Here is a 16,898-nt window from a genome sequence, read left to right on the forward strand (position 1 = left end):
GTCGAGCAGCAGGACGTCCTTGACCTCGCCCTTGAGGACACCGGCCTGGAGCGAGGCGCCGATGGCGACGACCTCGTCCGGGTTCACACCCTTGTTGGCCTCGCGGCCACCGGTCAGCTCCTTGACGAGCTCGGCGACGGCCGGCATACGGGTCGAGCCACCGACGAGGACGACGTGGTCGATCTCGGACAGCTGGATGCCCGCGTCCTTGACGACGTTGTTGAACGGCGTCTTGCAACGCTCCAGCAGGTCGGCGGTCAGCTGCTGGAACTGCGAGCGCGTGAGCTTCTCGTCCAGGTGCAGCGGGCCCTCGGCGGACGCCGTGATGTAGGGCAGGTTGATCGTGGTCTCCGTCGAGGAGGAGAGCTCGATCTTCGCCTTCTCCGCGGCCTCGCGCAGACGCTGGAGCGCCATCTTGTCCTTGGACAGGTCCACGCCGTGCCCGTTGGCGAACTGCTTCACCAGGTAGTCGACGACGCGCTGGTCCCAGTCGTCACCACCGAGGTGGTTGTCACCGTTGGTGGCCTTCACCTCGACGACGCCGTCGCCGATCTCCAGCAGCGAGACGTCGAAGGTGCCGCCACCGAGGTCGAAGACGAGGATCGTCTGGTCGTCCTTGTCGAGCCCGTACGCCAGAGCGGCGGCCGTCGGCTCGTTGACGATGCGCAGGACGTTCAGGCCCGCGATCTCGCCGGCCTCCTTCGTGGCCTGGCGCTCGGAGTCGTTGAAGTACGCGGGAACGGTGATGACCGCGTCGGTCACCTTCTCACCCAGGTACGCCTCGGCGTCACGCTTCAGCTTCTGCAGGATGAAGGCGCTCATCTGCTGCGGGTTGAACTTCTTGCCGTCCAGGTCGATCTTCCAGTCGGTGCCCATGTGGCGCTTGACCGAGCGGATCGTCCTGTCGACGTTGGTCACCGCCTGGCGCTTGGCGACCTCGCCGACCAGCACCTCGCCGTTCTTCGCGAAGGCGACGACGGACGGCGTGGTCCTGGCGCCCTCTGCGTTGGTGATGACGGTGGGCTCGCCGCCTTCGAGAACGCTGACGACGGAGTTAGTCGTGCCCAGGTCGATGCCGACCGCACGTGCCATTTCGATTCCTCCAGGATGACTACTTGAGTGGAACTCACTCAAGGATGCATGACACGAATCCCAGTGTCAATAGAGTTGAGTCGAACCGACTCAACTAACGTGCACCCACCGCGCTCGCACCGAACATCCCGACCGCTCCTGGACAACACTCGCTCGCCCCACGGGCCACACAACCCCTCCCCATCATCAGGCCATGGGATCGTTCTGTCATAAACCGCCGCGAGTCGCGCAAACCTGGCACTCCGGCTCACCGATCCCACCAGGCAGGTGCGAACGATGCAGAGACAGGGGCAGCGGAGACAACGGGAGCAACGGAGAGGACGGGGGCGGCGACACCTCACGCACCGACCGTCGGCGGCAGCCCTCGCGCGACCCCTGGAGCGCCGCCCGGCACGACTCGCGGGACACCGCCCGGACCGCACCCCACAGCGGCGTCCGGGGCGGCGCCCGTCGGCCGAGCGCGCCCTGGACCTGACCCTCGGATCGGCCCTGCTGGTCCTGTCCGCCCCGGCGCTCGCCGCGGGCGCCCTCGTCCTCGCGGCACGAAGGCCGCCGGGCGGCATCATCGAACGCTCGCCACGGGTCGGACAGGGAGGCAGGGTGTTCACCCTGTGCTCGCTGCGCACCCGTCGGCTGCGACTCGACGTGCTCTCCCGCCTGCCGCACGTCGTACGCGGGGACCTCTCCCTCGTCGGCCCGGAGCCCCTGTCGCCGGACGACCCCCGGTCCCGCCCCACGAGCACCACGAATCCCGTGGACCACGCAGACGCCACCGACCCCGGCGGACCCGGCGATCCCGGCGACACATCCGGCACGTCCGGCACACCCAGCACATCCGGCGCGCGACACTGGCGGCAGGAACTGAAACCGGGCCTCACCGGCCTGGCGCAGATCCGCTCCCGCTCCGGAATGCCCTGGGACGAACCCGACCTGCTCGACCAGCACTACGCCGAGCACCGCGGGGTGCGCCTCGACCTGGCCATCCTGGCGCGTTCCGTACGGATTCCACTGTTCCGGGGCCTCCTCGGGGCGACCCGCCCCGAGGAGGCGCACCTGAGCGACACAGATCACCGCCGATGCGGCTACAGCGCCGCGGAATAAGTGGGTAGTGTCAGCACGGACTGATTAAGTTACTGCTTAGTAGATGCGAGTATTCGCTCGTAGACGCTGGATCCCACCCTCGCAGGCCCGAGGAGCCCCCAAATGCAACTCGCCGCGATCATCGTGTCGCTGGTGCTGACTGTGGTCGGCGTTGCGCTCATCGCCCGAGCAGTCGCGCAGATCTACCGGTTCGTCACACTCGGACAGCCGGTCCCGGCAGGCAGCCGTACCGACAACCCGAAGCAGCGCACGATCACCCTGGTCAAGGAGTTCCTCGGCCATACCCGGATGAACCGGTGGGGGATCGTCGGCTTCGCGCACTGGTTCGTCGCCATCGGCTTCCTGACGCTGCCGCCGACCCTGCTCCAGGCGTACGGCCAGCTCTTCAAGGCCGACTGGGTGCTGCCGATCATCGGCGACTGGGCTCCGTTCGAGATGTACACCGAGTTCATCGGCCTGATGACGGTGGCCGGCATTCTTACGCTGATCGCCATCCGGCTGCTGAACCTGCCCTCGCGGGCCGGTCGCAAGTCCCGCTTCGCCGGCTCCAAGGCGTGGCAGGCGTACTTCGTCGAGTACGTCATCCTCATCATCGGCCTGGCGATCCTCGCCCTGCGCGGTCTCGAAGGCGCGATCCACCACATCGACGGCTACGAGGCCGGGTACTTCATCTCGTACCCCCTGGTCCTCGCGTTCCAGGGCCTCACGCTCGGCACGCTGCAGAACCTCATCTATCTCGTCGCCGCGATCAAGATCAGCACCTCGCTGATCTGGATGATCACGGTCTCGCTCAACACCAACATGGGTGTCGCCTGGCACCGCTTCCTCGGCTTCCCGAACATCTGGTTCAAGCGGAACGCGGACGGCGAGTCGGCCCTGGGCGCGCTGCAGCCGATGACGTCCGGCGGCAAGGAGATCGACTTCGAGGACCCGGGCGAGGACGACGTCTTCGGCGTCTCGCAGGTCGAGCAGTTCTCGTGGAAGGGCATCCTCGACTTCTCCACCTGCACGGAGTGCGGCCGCTGCCAGTCGCAGTGCCCGGCCTGGAACACGGGCAAGCCCCTCTCCCCCAAGCTCCTGATCATGTCCCTGCGCGACCACGCGCACGCCAAGGCCCCGTACCTGCTGGCCGGCGGCGGCAAGACGATGGAGGGCGAGGAGAAGGCGTCCGAAGAGCAGCTCAAGGACGTCCCGGCCGCGGCGCTCGCGGAGGCGGAGCGCCCGCTGATCGGCACGGTCGAGGAGAACGGCGTCATCGACCCGGACGTGCTGTGGTCCTGCACCACCTGCGGTGCGTGCGTGGAGCAGTGCCCGGTCGACATCGAGCACATCGACCACATCGTCGACATGCGCCGCTACCAGGTGATGATCGAGTCCGCGTTCCCGTCCGAGGCGGGCACGATGCTCAAGAACCTGGAGAAGAAGGGCAACCCCTGGGGTCTCGCCAAGAAGCAGCGCGTCGAGTGGACCAAGGAGGTCGACTTCGAGGTCCCGATCGTCGGCAAGGACGTCGAGGACCTGACCGAGGTCGACTACCTGTACTGGGTCGGCTGCGCGGGCGCCCTGGAGGACCGGGCCAAGAAGACCACGAAGGCGTTCGCGGAACTCCTCCACATCGCGGGTGTCAAGTTCGCGATCATGGGCGGCGACGAGAAGTGCACCGGTGACTCGGCCCGCCGCCTCGGCAACGAGCCGCTGTTCCAGCAGCTCGGCCAGGAGAACGTGGCGATGCTGAACATGGCGTTCGGCGAGTCCCTCGACGAGGACGGGGGTGTGGACGACTCGACGAAGAAGGCCAAGTCGGCGAAGAAGATCGTCTCGACCTGCCCGCACTGCTTCAACACCATCGCCAACGAGTACCCGCAGCTCGGCGGCGAGTACGAGGTCATCCACCACACCCAGCTGCTCCAGCACCTCATCGACGAGGGCCGGCTGATCCCGGTGACCCCGGTCGAGGGCCTGATCACGTACCACGACCCGTGCTACCTGGGCCGTCACAACAAGATCTACACCCCGCCGCGCGAGATCATGGACAAGGTCCCCGGCCTGCGCCAGCAGGAGATGCACCGCCACAAGGAACGCGGCTTCTGCTGCGGCGCGGGCGGCGCCCGGATGTGGATGGAGGAGCGGATCGGCAAGCGCGTCAACGACGAGCGCGTCGACGAGGCCCTGTCCCTCGACCCGGACATCGTCTCCACCGCCTGCCCGTTCTGCCTCGTCATGCTGACCGACTCGGTCAACGGCAAGAAGAACGAAGGCAAGGCGAAGGAGTCGGTCCAGGTGGTCGACGTCTCGCAGCTGCTGCTGGACTCCGTGAAGACCCCGGCCGACCCGGCGGGCGACGCCGAATCGGCGGACGAACCGGAGCCGGAGCCGGTGAAGTAGACCGCCCGGACCGCCGTACGACGGAAGCGGCCGGACCTGCCTCTGGGGCGGGCCCGGCCGCTCCCGCGTTCCCGTGTTTCCCCCCGCCCCCGCGTTCCCGTGTCCCCGCAGGCGCGCCCGTTCGCGTTCGGGTACGGGTACACCCGGTACGGCGGAGCCGCCCCGCCCCTCTCAGCCGGTTTCCAGGGCCCCGGCGCCTCCCCGGGTCTCCCCCGGGGTCTCCCTTAGGGGATGTCACAGCTCGGCCGCAATGGCGGGCGGGTTTACCCAGCCCTCTCACCACGCCCGCGCGGACCAGGTACGTTCGACGAGTGGCTGGATTCAGGATCGGACGCGGCCGGGACAACCGCACCCCGCAACAGGCGCAGCAGCAACCGCAGCAGCAGCCGTACGGCACACAGGCACCACCACCGTACGGGCAGCAGCCATGGCCGCCGGCGGGCGGCAACGGCGCCCCTCCCCCGTACCACCACGGCGGCTACGCCAACGACGGCAACGGCGGCTACCAGGGCGGCTACAACCCCGGTGGCCCCGGGCCCGGTCATCACCCCGGCCACCACGCCGGTGGTCACGGCGAGCCGGAGTACTTCGGCGACCCGTACCAGCAGCAACCCCACCCCCACGGAGGCCCGCGGCAGGGCGACCCGTACGCCAACTCCCCGGGCCACACCCAGGCGTTCAGCCTCGGCGAGGACCCGTACGGCGACGGCAGCACCTACCGCGCAGGTCAGGCCCCCGCCCAGCCCGCGGGCCCGCGGCTGCGCTGGAAGGACCTGCTCAGCGGCATCGTGCTGCGCCCGGGGCCGACCTTCTGGCAGATGCGCGACTACCCCGTCTGGGGCCCGGCGCTGATCGTCACGTTCCTGTACGGCCTGCTCGCCCTCTTCGGCTTCGACCAGGCCCGGGAAGACGCGATCAACGCGACGATCTCCACGGCGATCCCCTACGTCGTCGTCACGGGCGTCTGTTTCGTCATCGGCGGCCTGGTCCTGGGAGCGGTCACGCACACTCTCGCCCGCCAGCTCGGCGGCGACGGTGCCTGGCAGCCGACCGTGGGCCTCTCCATGCTGATCATGTCGATCACGGACGCGCCCCGCCTGATCTTCGCCCTGTTCCTCGGCGGCGAGAACTCCCTGGTCCAGGTCCTCGGCTGGGTCACCTGGCTGGCCTCGGCCGCGCTCTTCACCACGATGGTCAGCAAGTCGCACGACCTGCCGTGGCCGAAGGCCCTGGGCGCGTCCGCGATCCAGCTGGTCGCCCTGCTGTCGATCATCAAGCTGGGCACGATCTGACCCACGGCACCGCATCGCACCGCGTCGGCGCGTGCGCGACGGCCCCGGCACCGCACGACGGTGCCGGGGCCGTCGCCCGTGCGGACCGGGCCCGCACGCGCTGCGCCGTTCGTGGTCCGTGCCCGCACGGCCTGCGCGTTCGTGGTCCGTGCCCATATGCGCTGCGCCTACACGGGCTGTGCGTTCGCCGAGGCCGACGGGAGCGACGTCCGGTCCGCCCCGACCCGGAGGGTGTAACCCTTCGGGATCTCCTCGTCCGGCTTCCCGCTGACCGCGGTAGCGGTCGCCTGGGCGGAGAAGTCGTCCTCGACGGCGAGCATCGGCGTGTACTTGGTCTGTCCTTCGCGCACGGACGCGGCCTGCCGCTGCGAGGGCGTGGTGTTGATCGTCACCGTGTCGCCGGGCCGTGCACCGGTCAGCTTGCCCCACACCGTCGCGCACCGCTCGCTGTACCGGATCTCCAGCTGCATCGTGCCGACCCAGTCCTTCTCCAGCGTCCGTGCGCCCACATCGCACCCAGCCGTCCTGGGATCCAGTCCCACGCACGTCTCCGCCGCGCAGGAGGGCGAGGCGGCGGACCCGGGCGTCGCCGTGCCCGACGACCCGGACGCGGCGGGAGGCGCGCCCTTCGCCTCCTCGTCGTCACCGCCTTCGAACACCGAGGTGAGGATCACGGAGGCGACCGCGCCGACGACGGTCACGACCAACGCGCCGATCAACGTCTCGGGCCCGTGGCGCCCTGCCCAGCCGCGCCATCGGGAGCGGGAGGTCGAGGAGCCACCGGCTCCTTCGGGTAGACCGCTCGGCCCTCCGGGCGACGGAGTGCCGTTCCCTTCTGCCATCTCTCCCCCAGTTCCGCCACAGACCATGGCAAGACCTGTCCACCTGGAAGGAGAGTGTTCCCCGCCGGACGTCACGGCTACCCCGCACAGGCGCACGCCCGAGGCCCGGCGGGCCTGACGTCCACTGCGGCTCAGGCTCGCGTCCGCGCCTCAGGCCCGCGTCCGCGGGGCCTCGAAGTCAAAGTCCGCGTGCGCCGGGTCTCAGGCGTCGAGGACCTGTCCGCCACGCTGTACGACGGGCTTCTCCACGCTCCACGGGAAGTTGATCCAGCGATCGGTCTTCTTCCACACGTACTCGCACTTCACGAGCGAATGCGGCTTCTCGTAGATGACCGCGCTGCGCACCTCGGCCACGTGGTCGATGCAGAAATCGCGTACGAGCTTCAGCGTCTTCCCGGTGTCGGCGACGTCGTCGGCGATCAGCACCTTCTTGTCCGAGAAGTCGATCGCATTCGGAACGGGTGCCAGCATGACCGGCATTTCCAGGGTGGTCCCCACTCCGGTGTAGAACTCGACGTTCACCAGGTGGATGTTCTTGCAGTCCAGCGCGTAGGCGAGGCCGCCCGCGACGAACACCCCGCCGCGCGCGATGCTCAGCACGATATCGGGCTCGTAACCGTCGTCGGCCACGGTCTGCGCCAGCTCGCGCACGGCATGGCCGAATGCCTCGTACGTCAGATTCTCCCGCACGTCATCGCTCATTCGGTATCACACCTGGGTCCGATGGAAATTCAAGTACGAACGCGACGCCGTCGGCCCGCGCTGGCCCTGGTACCGGGATCCGTACCGGTCGGAGCCGTACGGGAACTCGGCCGGCGAACTCAGCCGGAACATGCACAGCTGCCCGATCTTCATGCCCGGCCAGAGCTTGATCGGCAGAGTCGCGAGATTCGACAGCTCCAGCGTCACGTGCCCGGAGAATCCCGGGTCGATGAAGCCTGCGGTCGAATGCGTCACCAGCCCGAGCCGCCCCAGCGAACTCTTCCCCTCCAGCCGCGACGCGAGATCGTCGGGAAGCGAAATGACCTCGTACGTCGAGGCGAGCACGAATTCACCGGGGTGCAGGATGAACGCCTCGTCCCCGTCCGGCTCGACCATGCGCGTCAGATCGGTCTGCTCGACGGCCGGGTCGATATGCGGGTAACGGTGGTTCTCGAACACCCGGAAGTAGCGGTCGAGCCGCACGTCGATACTCGATGGCTGCACCATCGACGCATCGAATGGATCAATGCGTACACGTCCGGCGTCGATCTCGGCCCGGATGTCCTTGTCTGAGAGAAGCACTCCCCGAGGATACGCAGAACGCGCGGGCCCGCCCCAACCAGGGACCGCCCCGCGCGCCTGTCACCGCTCCTGCCGCGTCATCCGCGGCCTTCCGCTACCGCTGCTCGAACACCACGGGCACGGCATGCCGCAGCCGCGCGCAACGAGGACAGCGAATGAGCCGCCCGGGGCCGATCCGTCCGGACCCGAGCTGCTGCATCGGGAACGAGGCGGTAGCGAAAACGTGCCCTTCGGCACAGCGGACGACGGTGCGCTCCATGGAGTCCATCAAGTCCCTTCCCCATCAAGACGTGGACGAGAACGCCACATTAGGGGATGAACAGGACGCCACTCCAGGCGGCACTCCGACGCCCTACGCTACGCCCCCAACTCCCGCCCCCAGCGCCCGCATCCACCCTTCGCGCCGGTGTCTTCGCACACCAAAAAGACCCACGGCGCCGCCGGGGGTCTGGCATGGGGTAGAGTGTGGAACTGCACAAGCGATCGATGATCACTGTGCTTCGCGGGTGTAGTTTAATGGTAGAACATGAGCTTCCCAAGCTCAGAGCGCGAGTTCGATTCTCGTCACCCGCTCTTTGATGAAGGCCCCGGTCAGCGACCGGGGCCTTCATCGTTGTCCAGCCTGTCAGATCGGCCGTGCCCTCCGGCGCACCACCGCAGCCGAGCGTCCGGACCGCTGGGGCCCACTCCGGCCGCGCCTGAAGTCACCGGAGCGGGCGGTGATGGGCGAAGTGGCGGGTGCGCAGGGCCATGTAGAGGAAATCTGCCACGAGCACCGCGATGCCGATGAAGAGCAGGAAGAGGAGTCCGTCGGCGACGATGAGTCTCAGAATGATCGCGACGATGATCAGGGCGAGGAAGAGTGTCACGGGGCCGCCTCCCTGGCGGTCGTCGGCTCAGCGTCGGGCCAGTTGCCGTTCGCCGTTCGCACCGGGCTCGTAGGCGAGGCCGTAGTGGCGGAAGACGGCTCCCTCGTCCTCGAAAGGCAGGACGCCGTCCGTGTCGATCGAGGGGCTCCGTTTCACCAGCTTCTTGTCATGGGCGACCCGTACGTACCCCGGCCCGACCATCGCCGCCCTCCAGGGGACGAACACGAGGCGGTGCCGGGTGGGCATGCCCACACGGACCGTGGCCATGGCCGGTTCGCCGGTGCTGGTGTCGACGTAGACGGATTCCAGCTCGCCGATCTTGTGGCCGCCTGGGTCCACCACTTCCTGGTTGCGCCACTCGCGGATGTCCGCCATCTGGATCACGCCGCTCCTCCATGCTCGGTCGTCGGTGGGGGAAGCGTGGCGACGAGGATCTCGGTGGCCTGCGTGATGTTGTCGGCGTGGACCGCGCGGGCCATGGCCGTGCGGGCGGCATCGGGTTCCGTGTCCGGCGGGACCACCATCAGCGCGAAGTGGTCCTTGTCGCCGCGGGTGATCAGGACGGTGTCGTCTCCGACGGGGAAGGAGTCGAGGTGCACGATCCGGTCGTCGATGATCAGGCGGGTCGGTATCGCGTCCCAGGCGGCGGCGTCCAGGCCCACCCGGGTGATGGGTCCGAGGTGTTCAGTCAGGACGGACACCAGCGCGGGAACCTCCTGCTCCACGTCGTGGGTGCGCGGCCACCACGCCCCGTCGAGGACGCCCTGCCGGGAGTGCGTCGTCTCCAGCCGGAGCAGAGCCGTACCGGGTCGAACCACCTGGTGGATCGCGTCCGGCAGGAGCAACGGGGGCGTGGGCGGGATGTCTGAGTCGGCCATGGTGGATCCGCCCATCTACGGGTGAGCTGCCGTGGCCCTCGCGGGCCCCACCTGTGTGGGTGCCGGGCCGTCGGCGGGGCGACTGTGCCGTCGTTTCACGGTAACTCCGGCTCCCGCATATCCGTCCGTCGCCGCACACTCGTCCACACGAAACCGGAAGTCTCGCACCGCATCAGGACGAAAGATAGCTGCTCGGACGTAGACTGGACGCACCGGAAGTACTTCGAGCACCAGCTTCCACGCAGGTGTCGTTTCCGGGGAACACAAAATACCGGGCTGCCGCGGGCAGCCCGGGGGCAGGTTCGCACCATGACCACCACCCTCGACAGAACAGCGAGCCGCGCCCCCTCCCCAGGACTTCCGGCACGCTTGTCGCTCACCCCGAAGACCATGCTGGCCGGTCGGCTCGACGGCGCCTGGTGGCCCCGTTCACGCGACCTGGCAGCCGAGTTGCCGCCGCTGGCCGACGCCCTCGAAGGGCGCTGGGGACGCATCACCCGCGTCCTGGTGAATCCCGACCACTGGCCCGTCGTCCCGCACAAGGTCGCCGGCACCGACCACGTCCTGCACGTGGGCTGGTTCACCGAGCAGGATCCCGACAAGATCATCCTGCTGTCCTACACGACCGGCCGCTGCGACCTGCTCGTGATTCCCCCCGAGACCGAACCCGCCTCCGCAGCCCGGCTGATGGCCGCCGCGGCCCTGCCCGGAAGCATCCTCACCGCGGGCGGGCTCATGTCCGACGAAGCCGCGACCGGCCGCCGTATGCGGGAGGCACGGAGCAGCGAAGACGCCTGGGAGAGCGAGGGCGGGGCCGCCCGGGCGCCCCAGCCGCACCCGGCGGCGCACTCGGTCGTCGGCGCGCGGATGATCCCCCTGCCGGGGTACATGCGGGTGCCGACATGGAGGCCGTGATCTCCCTCGTGGCAGGCACGCTTCTGATCGCGCTCGGCATACGTCTGATCCATCGGCTGAACGCCCAGCACGACGCACGCACAGCGGCCCACCGCTTCAGCGCTCCCTGTCCCTCCCTGAGCCGTCCCCCCGGCCACAGACACCTCAGGTCGCCCGAACGAATCGCCGGTCGTGGGCGTGCGGGTACCTGGCCCTGACCTCAAAACCACTCCTCCGACCGAAGGCCGCAGGTGGGCACCCGACACCAGGAACATCCCACTCGTCGGCCTCTCGCTTCGTCCGAAGGGAACACGCTCTCTTGCACCCCGCCGAGAACGAGCCTCTGCCGCAGGCCGGGCACGCCGAGATCCGTATCGTCTCCGCCACCCCCGAGGCCGCCCGCGCGGTCGCCGAAGTGATCCGCCGGTGCTTTGCCGGGGCGGAGCAGCGCAGCTACCCGACGCCGGGCGGCGGCACGCGGCTCCACCTCACCGTCGACACCGAGACCGCCGCCGGACCCGCCCGCTCCTGGCTCGCCACCAGCAGACCACCCACCGGCACCGGCCCCCACGCCGAGGAACCCTGACCGGCCACGAATGACACCACACGACGACAGGACCACGCGGCCATGGCGACACTCCACGAGCGGCAGCGGTACCGCCGACAAATCCTCCAGGCCCTCTACGCAGCCGCCGAGGGCAACCGCCTGCTCGGCGTCACCGGAGCCGCGCTCGAGCACGATCTCCGCATCCCGGAGCAGGACCTTGCTGCCGCCTGCGGCTACCTCGCGGGCGAGGGGCTGGTCACCGTCGACTGGGAGCCGGGAAACACACCCGCGATGGTCTCGCTCACCCACCAAGGCATCCGCCTCATGGAGGCGGAGGAGGAGGAGCGCGGCTGAGCCCGTTCGCCTCCGGATCCGGTCAGTTCGAAAGGCTCGGGGAAGGAGGGCGCGGTCACCTGCGGCCAGCGCCCCCGCGCGGTGGTGGCCATGTGGCGTGACCTGCCGCCGAGGGGCATCCTGGAGGCCACATCTCTGGTGCGGCCCGCTCCGGTATCCGGTCGCTGCGCGCCCTCGGTACCCGCACCCGCCCCGTACCGCAGCACCGGACGAGGTCCTCGCCGCCCGGTTGGAGGCAACGGGATGACCGTCGGACGGCTCGGGGAACCCGATCGCTCGGAGAGCTTCGGGGAGGGACTCCTGGGTGCGGTCCTGGACCGGGCGCACGAGTTGCCGCCCCACCGGGTCGGGCTGGTCGTCGCCGAGACAGTGAGCCGGTTGGGGGGCCGGGACCCGCAAATCCTCCTCCAGGACTACGGGCAACAGAAGCTGGTGCCCCTGCCCGCCGAAGGGCTGACGGGCGGCGAGCCACTGCCCATCGGCGACTCGGAGGCCGGCAGGTGTCTTCTCACATCGCGCCTGGTCGAACTGCCGCTGGCCGACGGGGTACGCGTCCACGTATCACTGCTCGACGGCGGCGACCAGGCCGGCGTCCTGACCGTCACCCTGGACGCGGTCGACGACGACGACCGCCGCATCCTGCGCAGGATCGCGGGCCTGGTCGCCGGACTGCTGCAGACCAAGAACGGCTACACCGACCTCTTCTTCCGCACCCGCCGCAGCGAACCGATGAGCGTCGCCGCGGAGATCCAGTGGTCGCTCCTGCCGCCGCTGACCATGACCATGCCGCGCGTCGCCGTCGCCGGAGTTCTCGAACCCGCCTACGACGTAGCGGGCGACAGCTTCGACTACGCCCTGAACGGCGACATCCTCCACCTCGCCATGATCGACGCCATGGGCCACGGCCTGGACGCGGCCACCATGGCCACCGTCGCCATCGGCGCCTATCGGCACGCCCGCCGCATCAGTATCGAGCTGTCCGAGATCTACCTCTTCATGGACCGTGCCGTGGCCGAGCAGTTCGCCCCCGACCACTTCGTCACCGCGCAGATGCTGCGGCTGGACACGAACACCGGCCGCCTCCAGTGGGTCAACGCCGGCCACCCCGCCCCCATGCTGATCCGCGGACACCGCGTCGTGCACCGTCTGGACAGCCCCACAACCCTCCCTGTCGGCTTCGGAGGGGCACAGCCGCAGATCAGCGACCTGACACTCGAACCCGGTGACCGCATCCTCTGTTTCACCGACGGCCTGGTCGAGGAACACGCGAGCGGACAGGAGCAGTTCGGCGAGGACCAGTTGATCGACTGGGTCCATCGACTGGACCAGGCCGACCGAGCAGTACGAACCGTGGCACGCGACCTGTCCCACACGCTCAAACGGGCCCGCGGCGAGACCACCACCGACGACGCCACGCTCGTCCTGGTCGAGTGGCGTGGCTGATCCGCCGTCGTGCCACAACGTGCCAGTAGAGGCGGTGAACAGCGGTCAACAGAGGTCCTCCGGCATCCCCGAACGCCGGGATGCCGGAGGGCGTTTCCGCAGTTCAGGGGGTACTCACGGACCCAAGTGCCGGGTGATTCCCAAGCTCAGAGCGCGAGTTCGATTCTCGTCACCCGCTCTTTGATGAAGGCCCTGGTCAGCGACCGGGGCCTTTCGCTTGCCCACCGGCGGTATCGGACCGGGCCCCGCCGCGGATAGAAGCCGAGCCAGCACGTGCATACTGGAGTATGCTTGCCGCATGTCCTCGACGACTCGCATCACCGTCACGCTCCCCAGCGACCAGGTGGCGGAGCTCCGCAAGCTCACGGACAACGTCTCCGGCTACGTGGCGGAAGCCGTAGCCCGCCAGATCCGGCACCAACTCTTGGGCGACGACCTCCGTCGCCACGAGGAGCAGCACGGACCTTTCAGCGACGAGGAGCTCGCCAAGGCGCGCGCGAAGATCTTCGGCGACGCCGACTCCTCCAAGGACGCGGACGCCGCGTGAGCGAGCGCATCGAGACCGTCGTCCTGGACTCGGAAGGGCTCTCCGCCTGGGTCGCGCAGGACCGCAAGCTCCTCGCGATGCTGCAGGTCTTCCACGACATGGGCGCCGACCTGGTCATCGGGGCGAACACCATCGTGGAAGTCACCCACTCCCGCACCAACATGCCCCGCCTGAACTGGGCCCTGTCCCGGATCAAGGTGGAACCGGTCACCGAACAGGCGGCGAAAGCGGCAGCGGAGCTCCTCAAAGGTGCCGGGTTGCACGGGCACAAGTACGCCATCGACGCCACGGTCGCCGAAGTCGCCCTGCGCCAGCCGAAACCCGTCGCCCTCCTGACGTCCGACAGCGACGACATGACCAAGCTCTGTGGCAACCAAGTCCGCATCATCCCTCTCTGACCCGCTGGCCCACCCGTAGCACGCACCATGGCACCCGTTGCGCTGCCAGCCCTCGTGCCCCATCCGTGCCCAGCGGAGCGGGCAACAGCGGTCAGGTGCGGTCTCCAGAGCCCGTAGCCATGCACCCCGTGCGATGGAAAAGCACAGGTCAGGGTCCCTTCAAAGGCTCAAGCACCGCTGATTCCCAAGCTCAGAGCGCGAGTTCGATTCTCGTCACCCGCTCCATGCAAAAGCCCCAGGCCAGCAGCCCGGGGCTTCTCTGTTTGCAGTGCTGTATCACCAGCTGACCGAGTGCCCGCGGGGCCTCTTCCTGGGTAATCGATGCATGGCGTCGCAGCCCAGTCTTTCCGATCTTCGCCGCGCCAAGTTCGCCCGGAACCTGCCCGCAGCGCTCTCTGACTTGCCGGCCCCGAGCACGGCACAGCGAGCCTGCCGCTTCATCTGGCGTGGTCGGGACTGGCCACGTTCGACCATGACCAGCCCCGGCTGCGGATGAGCTACTACCGCATCGTCCTGACCGAGGGCCAACACGACGACCTGATCTCAACCACGACCTGCTCCTCGGTCCGTGGCCCACGCTGCGCACACTGGTCAGCCATGATGCCCGTGTGGTCCGGGAGATCTCCTTCGCCGAGCTGCTCACAGCACTCAGGCCGCTGCGTGAACCTCACGGACCTGCACCGCCGCCTGCTGACAGACCTGTTCGCCGTGGGTGGTGCTTACCCTCTGGCGCTTACCGGCGGCTACGCGGTCCAGGCCCACGGACTGGTCGACCGGCTCAGCCAGGACCTCGACGTCGCAACCGAGAATCCGCAACGCATGGAGGACATCGCTACTGCCGTGCGCACCGGCTTGGAGCAGCGCGGATGGCACGTGAGGGCTCTGGAAACAGACCCGTTGTCCGCGCGTCTGATCGTCACAGATCCCATCAGCCGTGAGGAGTGCGAGGTCGACATCCTCAAGGAAGCACTCTGGAGGCCACCCGTGCACACCGAGCACGGCTTGGTGCTGTCCCCCGCCTGAGGTTCTCCGTGGGCAGAGGGCTACTTTTCACACGGTCAGGGGGACTGGGTGGATCTCATCGGCCCGGTGACCAGCACGTTCGTGAATGCGCTGGACCGCTTCAGCCGAGGGGGCCTCAGAGAGGCAGTAGACAGTTCCGGACTCCGGGTCCGCCCAGGCCTTCTCGAAGTGGACGCCTTCCTCCTTCTCGATGGCCAGGTCGGCCTTGTGGGTTTCCATCAGCTGGTCGGCCGTGAGGCCCTTCATTCCGTGGTGGACGTCCATGAACCGGGCCATGGTGTCGTGCCTCCTTCCGACTGCCGCGTCCCGGCGGATGCTGAGTCGCTTGCCGGCTTCGTTATGTCCATCCTGTGCCTGTACGACCGTGATGGCGACCGTGCGACACCCGCCAGCCGGTTTCCAGCACATGCGACATCGGACGAGAGGCCAGGGCTGCCAGCGCGACAGAAAGCCGTGCGTGCCCTCCACGTGCCCGATCCAGCAGTACCGGACGGGGGGACGACGGGGAACTACCGTGACCGCCCCGAAACGCGCAGGTCAGAGTCTCGTCAGGTCACCCCCAGACTTCCCTGTTGGTCCACAGCCGCAGCAGGGGCGGAAGCCGTGCCACAAACCTACGATGGCTCGAGAAAGCGCCATCAAGTCGAACCGGCGTTCCAGAGGAGGCCGCGATGGTGGAGCACTTTGTCTGGGTGACGACACGCCGCATCAAGCCGGGCACGTTGGAGGAGTTCGAGCGGGCCTGGCGCCCGGACCCGTACCCCCAGGCGCTGCGCCGCGCCTACGCGTACTGGTCCGAGGACGGGCAAGAGATCACCGGGGTGTCGTTCTGGGACACCAAGGAAGCGTGCGACTCCTGGCGGGCCTCTGCGGCGGAGACGCAGCGGCGTGAAGCCATGGCCCCTTACATCGTCGAGGAGCGGGAAGGCTTCTACCGCGGCCGCGAACTCGGAACCGGGCACGCCTGAAGCCGCTGCGGCCCTTCTGTCCGCGTCCCGGAACGCCGAGGACGGGCAGCCCCGGGCGCGGACACCGACTCCCGGCCCCCATCGATCCTCCGGGGGCGATACTGGAGTCATGGCCCCATAAATGGTGAACCGAGTTCTGAGGTGGCCGATGAGCACTCTCGAAGAACAGATCGACGTTGCTGTTCCGATCGCTGTGGCCTGGGAACACCTCCACGAAGTGGAGAACTATCCGCGATTCGTCGAAGGAGTACGCGAGGCCAGTTCGGAGGACGGGCACCGGGCGCGCCTGGACGTCGACGCAGGCGGCCGGGCTCAGGAGTTCGAAGCCGAGATCACCGATCGCGGCAAGGAACACATGCTGGAGTGGCGGACCACGAGCGGTCCGGACCTGGCGGGAACCTTCTCACTGCTGCCCATCGACCGGGAGCACACCCGAGTCCAGGCCCGGATCGAGTACGACCCGGGCACCGTCAAGGAGGCGTTCGGCGGGCCGAAGGGGTTCGCCCAGGCGACCGCGATCGAACGGCTTGTACGGGACGATCTCGAGCACTTCAAGGAGTTGGTGGAACGGGAACGGTGAGGCCCCCACCGGTCGGGGTTGGCCTCACGCTTCACGAAGGCGTATGACGGCAGTGCGGTCCGCGGCCGTCGTGCCCCGCCCGTGCCTTCAGCCCGGCAAACAGCGGTCAGCAACGGTGCCCAGTGCACCTCCGCACGGGACGCCCAGTCGGCGTCTGGCCTGGTCAGCCCCATGCCGGCCTCGCGGGCGGCTCTGATTCCCAAGCTCAGAGCGCGAGTTCGATTCTCGTCACCCGCTCTTCGGATGAAGCCCCAGGTCAGGGACCTGGGGCTTGGCTATTGTCTAGTGCCGCTCCCGGCACTAGACCTCTCAGGTTTCTCGGCCGGTGCAGTCGGCACCCTTGCCGTGTATGGTCGGCGAGCCCACCGACCTGGTTCCTGCCGTCGCGATCGATCACGCCG

At 68.3% G+C, this 16,898-nt stretch carries 19 protein-coding genes, 1 tRNA gene and 1 pseudogene; 13 read left to right on the plus strand and 8 right to left on the minus strand.

The features are described from left to right. The coding region (locus ACFYY6_RS20530) for an Hsp70 family protein (protein ID WP_351524196.1) at positions 1 to 1,092 on the minus strand (1,092 nt) is incomplete at its 3' end. Between the two features lie 276 nt (positions 1,093 to 1,368). Here ACFYY6_RS20530 and ACFYY6_RS20535 point away from each other — a divergent pair. The 3 genes from ACFYY6_RS20535 to ACFYY6_RS20545 all read left to right on the plus strand — a co-directional run bounded on the left by ACFYY6_RS20535 (position 1,369) and on the right by ACFYY6_RS20545 (position 5,870). Beyond that, entirely contained in the window at positions 1,369 to 2,193 is an 825-nt protein-coding gene (locus tag ACFYY6_RS20535; RefSeq protein WP_389194508.1) for a sugar transferase, read from the plus strand. Between the two features lie 102 nt (positions 2,194 to 2,295). Continuing rightward, complete coding sequence (locus ACFYY6_RS20540) at positions 2,296 to 4,578, plus strand: heterodisulfide reductase-related iron-sulfur binding cluster (protein WP_389194511.1); 2,283 nt, start codon at positions 2,296 to 2,298, stop codon at positions 4,576 to 4,578. Between the two features lie 311 nt (positions 4,579 to 4,889). Continuing rightward, on the plus strand, positions 4,890 to 5,870 hold the full coding sequence (locus tag ACFYY6_RS20545) for a Yip1 family protein (RefSeq protein WP_386609018.1): 981 nt from the start codon (positions 4,890 to 4,892) through the stop codon (positions 5,868 to 5,870). Positions 5,871 to 6,037: 167 nt separating this feature from the next. On the opposite strand, the gene ACFYY6_RS20550 is transcribed toward ACFYY6_RS20545, so the two are convergent. The 3 genes from ACFYY6_RS20550 to dcd form a co-directional block, all read right to left on the minus strand. Further along, a complete protein-coding gene (locus ACFYY6_RS20550) occupies positions 6,038 to 6,571 on the minus strand; it encodes a DUF2690 domain-containing protein (RefSeq protein ID WP_351630887.1) in 534 nt (177 codons plus the stop codon). Between the two features lie 342 nt (positions 6,572 to 6,913). Beyond that, complete coding sequence (locus ACFYY6_RS20555; protein ID WP_351630871.1) at positions 6,914 to 7,414, minus strand: phosphoribosyltransferase; 501 nt, start codon at positions 7,412 to 7,414, stop codon at positions 6,914 to 6,916. Positions 7,415 to 7,420: 6 nt separating this feature from the next. After that, positions 7,421 to 7,996, minus strand: coding sequence for a dCTP deaminase (dcd, locus tag ACFYY6_RS20560; RefSeq protein ID WP_351524201.1), 576 nt, complete (start codon positions 7,994 to 7,996; stop codon positions 7,421 to 7,423). A gap of 502 nt (positions 7,997 to 8,498) precedes the next feature. Here dcd and ACFYY6_RS20565 point away from each other — a divergent pair. Next, positions 8,499 to 8,569: transfer RNA gene (locus ACFYY6_RS20565), tRNA-Gly, on the plus strand. A 131-nt stretch (positions 8,570 to 8,700) separates the two neighbouring features. On the opposite strand, the gene ACFYY6_RS20570 is transcribed toward ACFYY6_RS20565, so the two are convergent. From ACFYY6_RS20570 to ACFYY6_RS20580, 3 genes are read right to left on the minus strand one after another with little or no spacing between them, the layout of a single operon-like run. Further along, the gene (locus ACFYY6_RS20570) at positions 8,701 to 8,865 is read right to left on the minus strand and encodes a hypothetical protein (RefSeq protein ID WP_351517690.1); all 165 of its coding nucleotides are present in this window, start codon (positions 8,863 to 8,865) and stop codon (positions 8,701 to 8,703) included. A gap of 27 nt (positions 8,866 to 8,892) precedes the next feature. Continuing rightward, positions 8,893 to 9,249: a PRC-barrel domain-containing protein gene (locus tag ACFYY6_RS20575; RefSeq protein ID WP_389194514.1), complete on the minus strand. Its 357-nt coding sequence runs from the start codon at positions 9,247 to 9,249 to the stop codon at positions 8,893 to 8,895. Further along, positions 9,246 to 9,743: a DUF5994 family protein gene (locus ACFYY6_RS20580; protein ID WP_351630865.1), complete on the minus strand. Its 498-nt coding sequence runs from the start codon at positions 9,741 to 9,743 to the stop codon at positions 9,246 to 9,248. Before ACFYY6_RS20580 ends, ACFYY6_RS20575 begins: the two co-directional genes overlap by 4 nt. A gap of 309 nt (positions 9,744 to 10,052) precedes the next feature. Here ACFYY6_RS20580 and ACFYY6_RS20585 point away from each other — a divergent pair, with 309 nt between their 5' ends. The 7 genes and pseudogenes from ACFYY6_RS20585 to ACFYY6_RS20615 form a co-directional block, all read left to right on the plus strand. Next, on the plus strand, positions 10,053 to 10,658 hold the full coding sequence (locus ACFYY6_RS20585; RefSeq protein WP_351517688.1) for a DUF5994 family protein: 606 nt from the start codon (positions 10,053 to 10,055) through the stop codon (positions 10,656 to 10,658). A gap of 298 nt (positions 10,659 to 10,956) precedes the next feature. After that, the gene (locus ACFYY6_RS20590) at positions 10,957 to 11,223 is read left to right on the plus strand and encodes a hypothetical protein (protein ID WP_351517687.1); all 267 of its coding nucleotides are present in this window, start codon (positions 10,957 to 10,959) and stop codon (positions 11,221 to 11,223) included. A 42-nt stretch (positions 11,224 to 11,265) separates the two neighbouring features. After that, positions 11,266 to 11,538 carry a hypothetical protein gene (locus ACFYY6_RS20595; protein WP_073789036.1) on the plus strand — a complete coding sequence of 91 codons (273 nt, stop codon included), beginning with the start codon at positions 11,266 to 11,268 and terminating at the stop codon, positions 11,536 to 11,538. A gap of 243 nt (positions 11,539 to 11,781) precedes the next feature. After that, positions 11,782 to 12,981, plus strand: a complete 1,200-nt coding sequence (locus tag ACFYY6_RS20600) for a PP2C family protein-serine/threonine phosphatase (protein WP_386609014.1) — start codon at positions 11,782 to 11,784, stop codon at positions 12,979 to 12,981. 298 nt (positions 12,982 to 13,279) lie between these two features. Then, positions 13,280 to 13,528: a type II toxin-antitoxin system CcdA family antitoxin gene (locus ACFYY6_RS20605; RefSeq protein WP_351517683.1), complete on the plus strand. Its 249-nt coding sequence runs from the start codon at positions 13,280 to 13,282 to the stop codon at positions 13,526 to 13,528. Further along, a complete protein-coding gene (locus tag ACFYY6_RS20610) occupies positions 13,525 to 13,926 on the plus strand; it encodes a DNA-binding protein (RefSeq protein WP_351630859.1) in 402 nt (133 codons plus the stop codon). The genes ACFYY6_RS20605 and ACFYY6_RS20610 overlap by 4 nt, the downstream gene beginning before the upstream one ends. A 660-nt stretch (positions 13,927 to 14,586) precedes the next feature. Next, positions 14,587 to 14,940: pseudogene (locus ACFYY6_RS20615) on the plus strand (nucleotidyl transferase AbiEii/AbiGii toxin family protein); the annotation flags it as partial. Positions 14,941 to 14,976: 36 nt separating this feature from the next. Here the strand turns inward: ACFYY6_RS20615 and ACFYY6_RS20620 are convergent. After that, on the minus strand, positions 14,977 to 15,225 hold the full coding sequence (locus tag ACFYY6_RS20620; protein WP_351517679.1) for an SCO4226 family nickel-binding protein: 249 nt from the start codon (positions 15,223 to 15,225) through the stop codon (positions 14,977 to 14,979). Positions 15,226 to 15,620: 395 nt separating this feature from the next. Here ACFYY6_RS20620 and ACFYY6_RS20625 point away from each other — a divergent pair, with 395 nt between their 5' ends. Both ACFYY6_RS20625 and ACFYY6_RS20630 read left to right on the plus strand, forming a co-directional pair. Next, positions 15,621 to 15,917, plus strand: a complete 297-nt coding sequence (locus ACFYY6_RS20625) for a hypothetical protein (RefSeq protein WP_351517678.1) — start codon at positions 15,621 to 15,623, stop codon at positions 15,915 to 15,917. A gap of 148 nt (positions 15,918 to 16,065) precedes the next feature. Then, complete coding sequence (locus ACFYY6_RS20630) at positions 16,066 to 16,497, plus strand: SRPBCC family protein (protein WP_351517676.1); 432 nt, start codon at positions 16,066 to 16,068, stop codon at positions 16,495 to 16,497. Positions 16,498 to 16,898 lie beyond the last annotated feature (401 nt).

Source organism: Streptomyces sp. NPDC001750 (assembly GCF_042892615.1).
Lineage (GTDB): Bacteria > Actinomycetota > Actinomycetes > Streptomycetales > Streptomycetaceae > Streptomyces.

Excerpts from the sequence above, each read along its gene's own strand:
- ACFYY6_RS20555 (WP_351630871.1), bottom strand. The coding sequence starts at position 7,414 with ATGAGCGATGACGTGCGGGAGAATCTGACGTACGAGGCATTCGGCCAT.
- ACFYY6_RS20620 (WP_351517679.1), bottom strand. The coding sequence starts at position 15,225 with ATGGCCCGGTTCATGGACGTCCACCACGGAATGAAGGGCCTCACGGCC.
- ACFYY6_RS20535 (WP_389194508.1), top strand. The coding sequence starts at position 1,369 with ATGCAGAGACAGGGGCAGCGGAGACAACGGGAGCAACGGAGAGGACGG.
- ACFYY6_RS20625 (WP_351517678.1), top strand. The coding sequence starts at position 15,621 with ATGGTGGAGCACTTTGTCTGGGTGACGACACGCCGCATCAAGCCGGGC.
- ACFYY6_RS20600 (WP_386609014.1), top strand. The coding sequence starts at position 11,782 with ATGACCGTCGGACGGCTCGGGGAACCCGATCGCTCGGAGAGCTTCGGG.
- ACFYY6_RS20580 (WP_351630865.1), bottom strand. The coding sequence starts at position 9,743 with ATGGCCGACTCAGACATCCCGCCCACGCCCCCGTTGCTCCTGCCGGAC.
- ACFYY6_RS20630 (WP_351517676.1), top strand. The coding sequence starts at position 16,066 with ATGAGCACTCTCGAAGAACAGATCGACGTTGCTGTTCCGATCGCTGTG.
- ACFYY6_RS20595 (WP_073789036.1), top strand. The coding sequence starts at position 11,266 with ATGGCGACACTCCACGAGCGGCAGCGGTACCGCCGACAAATCCTCCAG.
- ACFYY6_RS20540 (WP_389194511.1), top strand. The coding sequence starts at position 2,296 with ATGCAACTCGCCGCGATCATCGTGTCGCTGGTGCTGACTGTGGTCGGC.
- ACFYY6_RS20585 (WP_351517688.1), top strand. The coding sequence starts at position 10,053 with ATGACCACCACCCTCGACAGAACAGCGAGCCGCGCCCCCTCCCCAGGA.
- ACFYY6_RS20605 (WP_351517683.1), top strand. The coding sequence starts at position 13,280 with ATGTCCTCGACGACTCGCATCACCGTCACGCTCCCCAGCGACCAGGTG.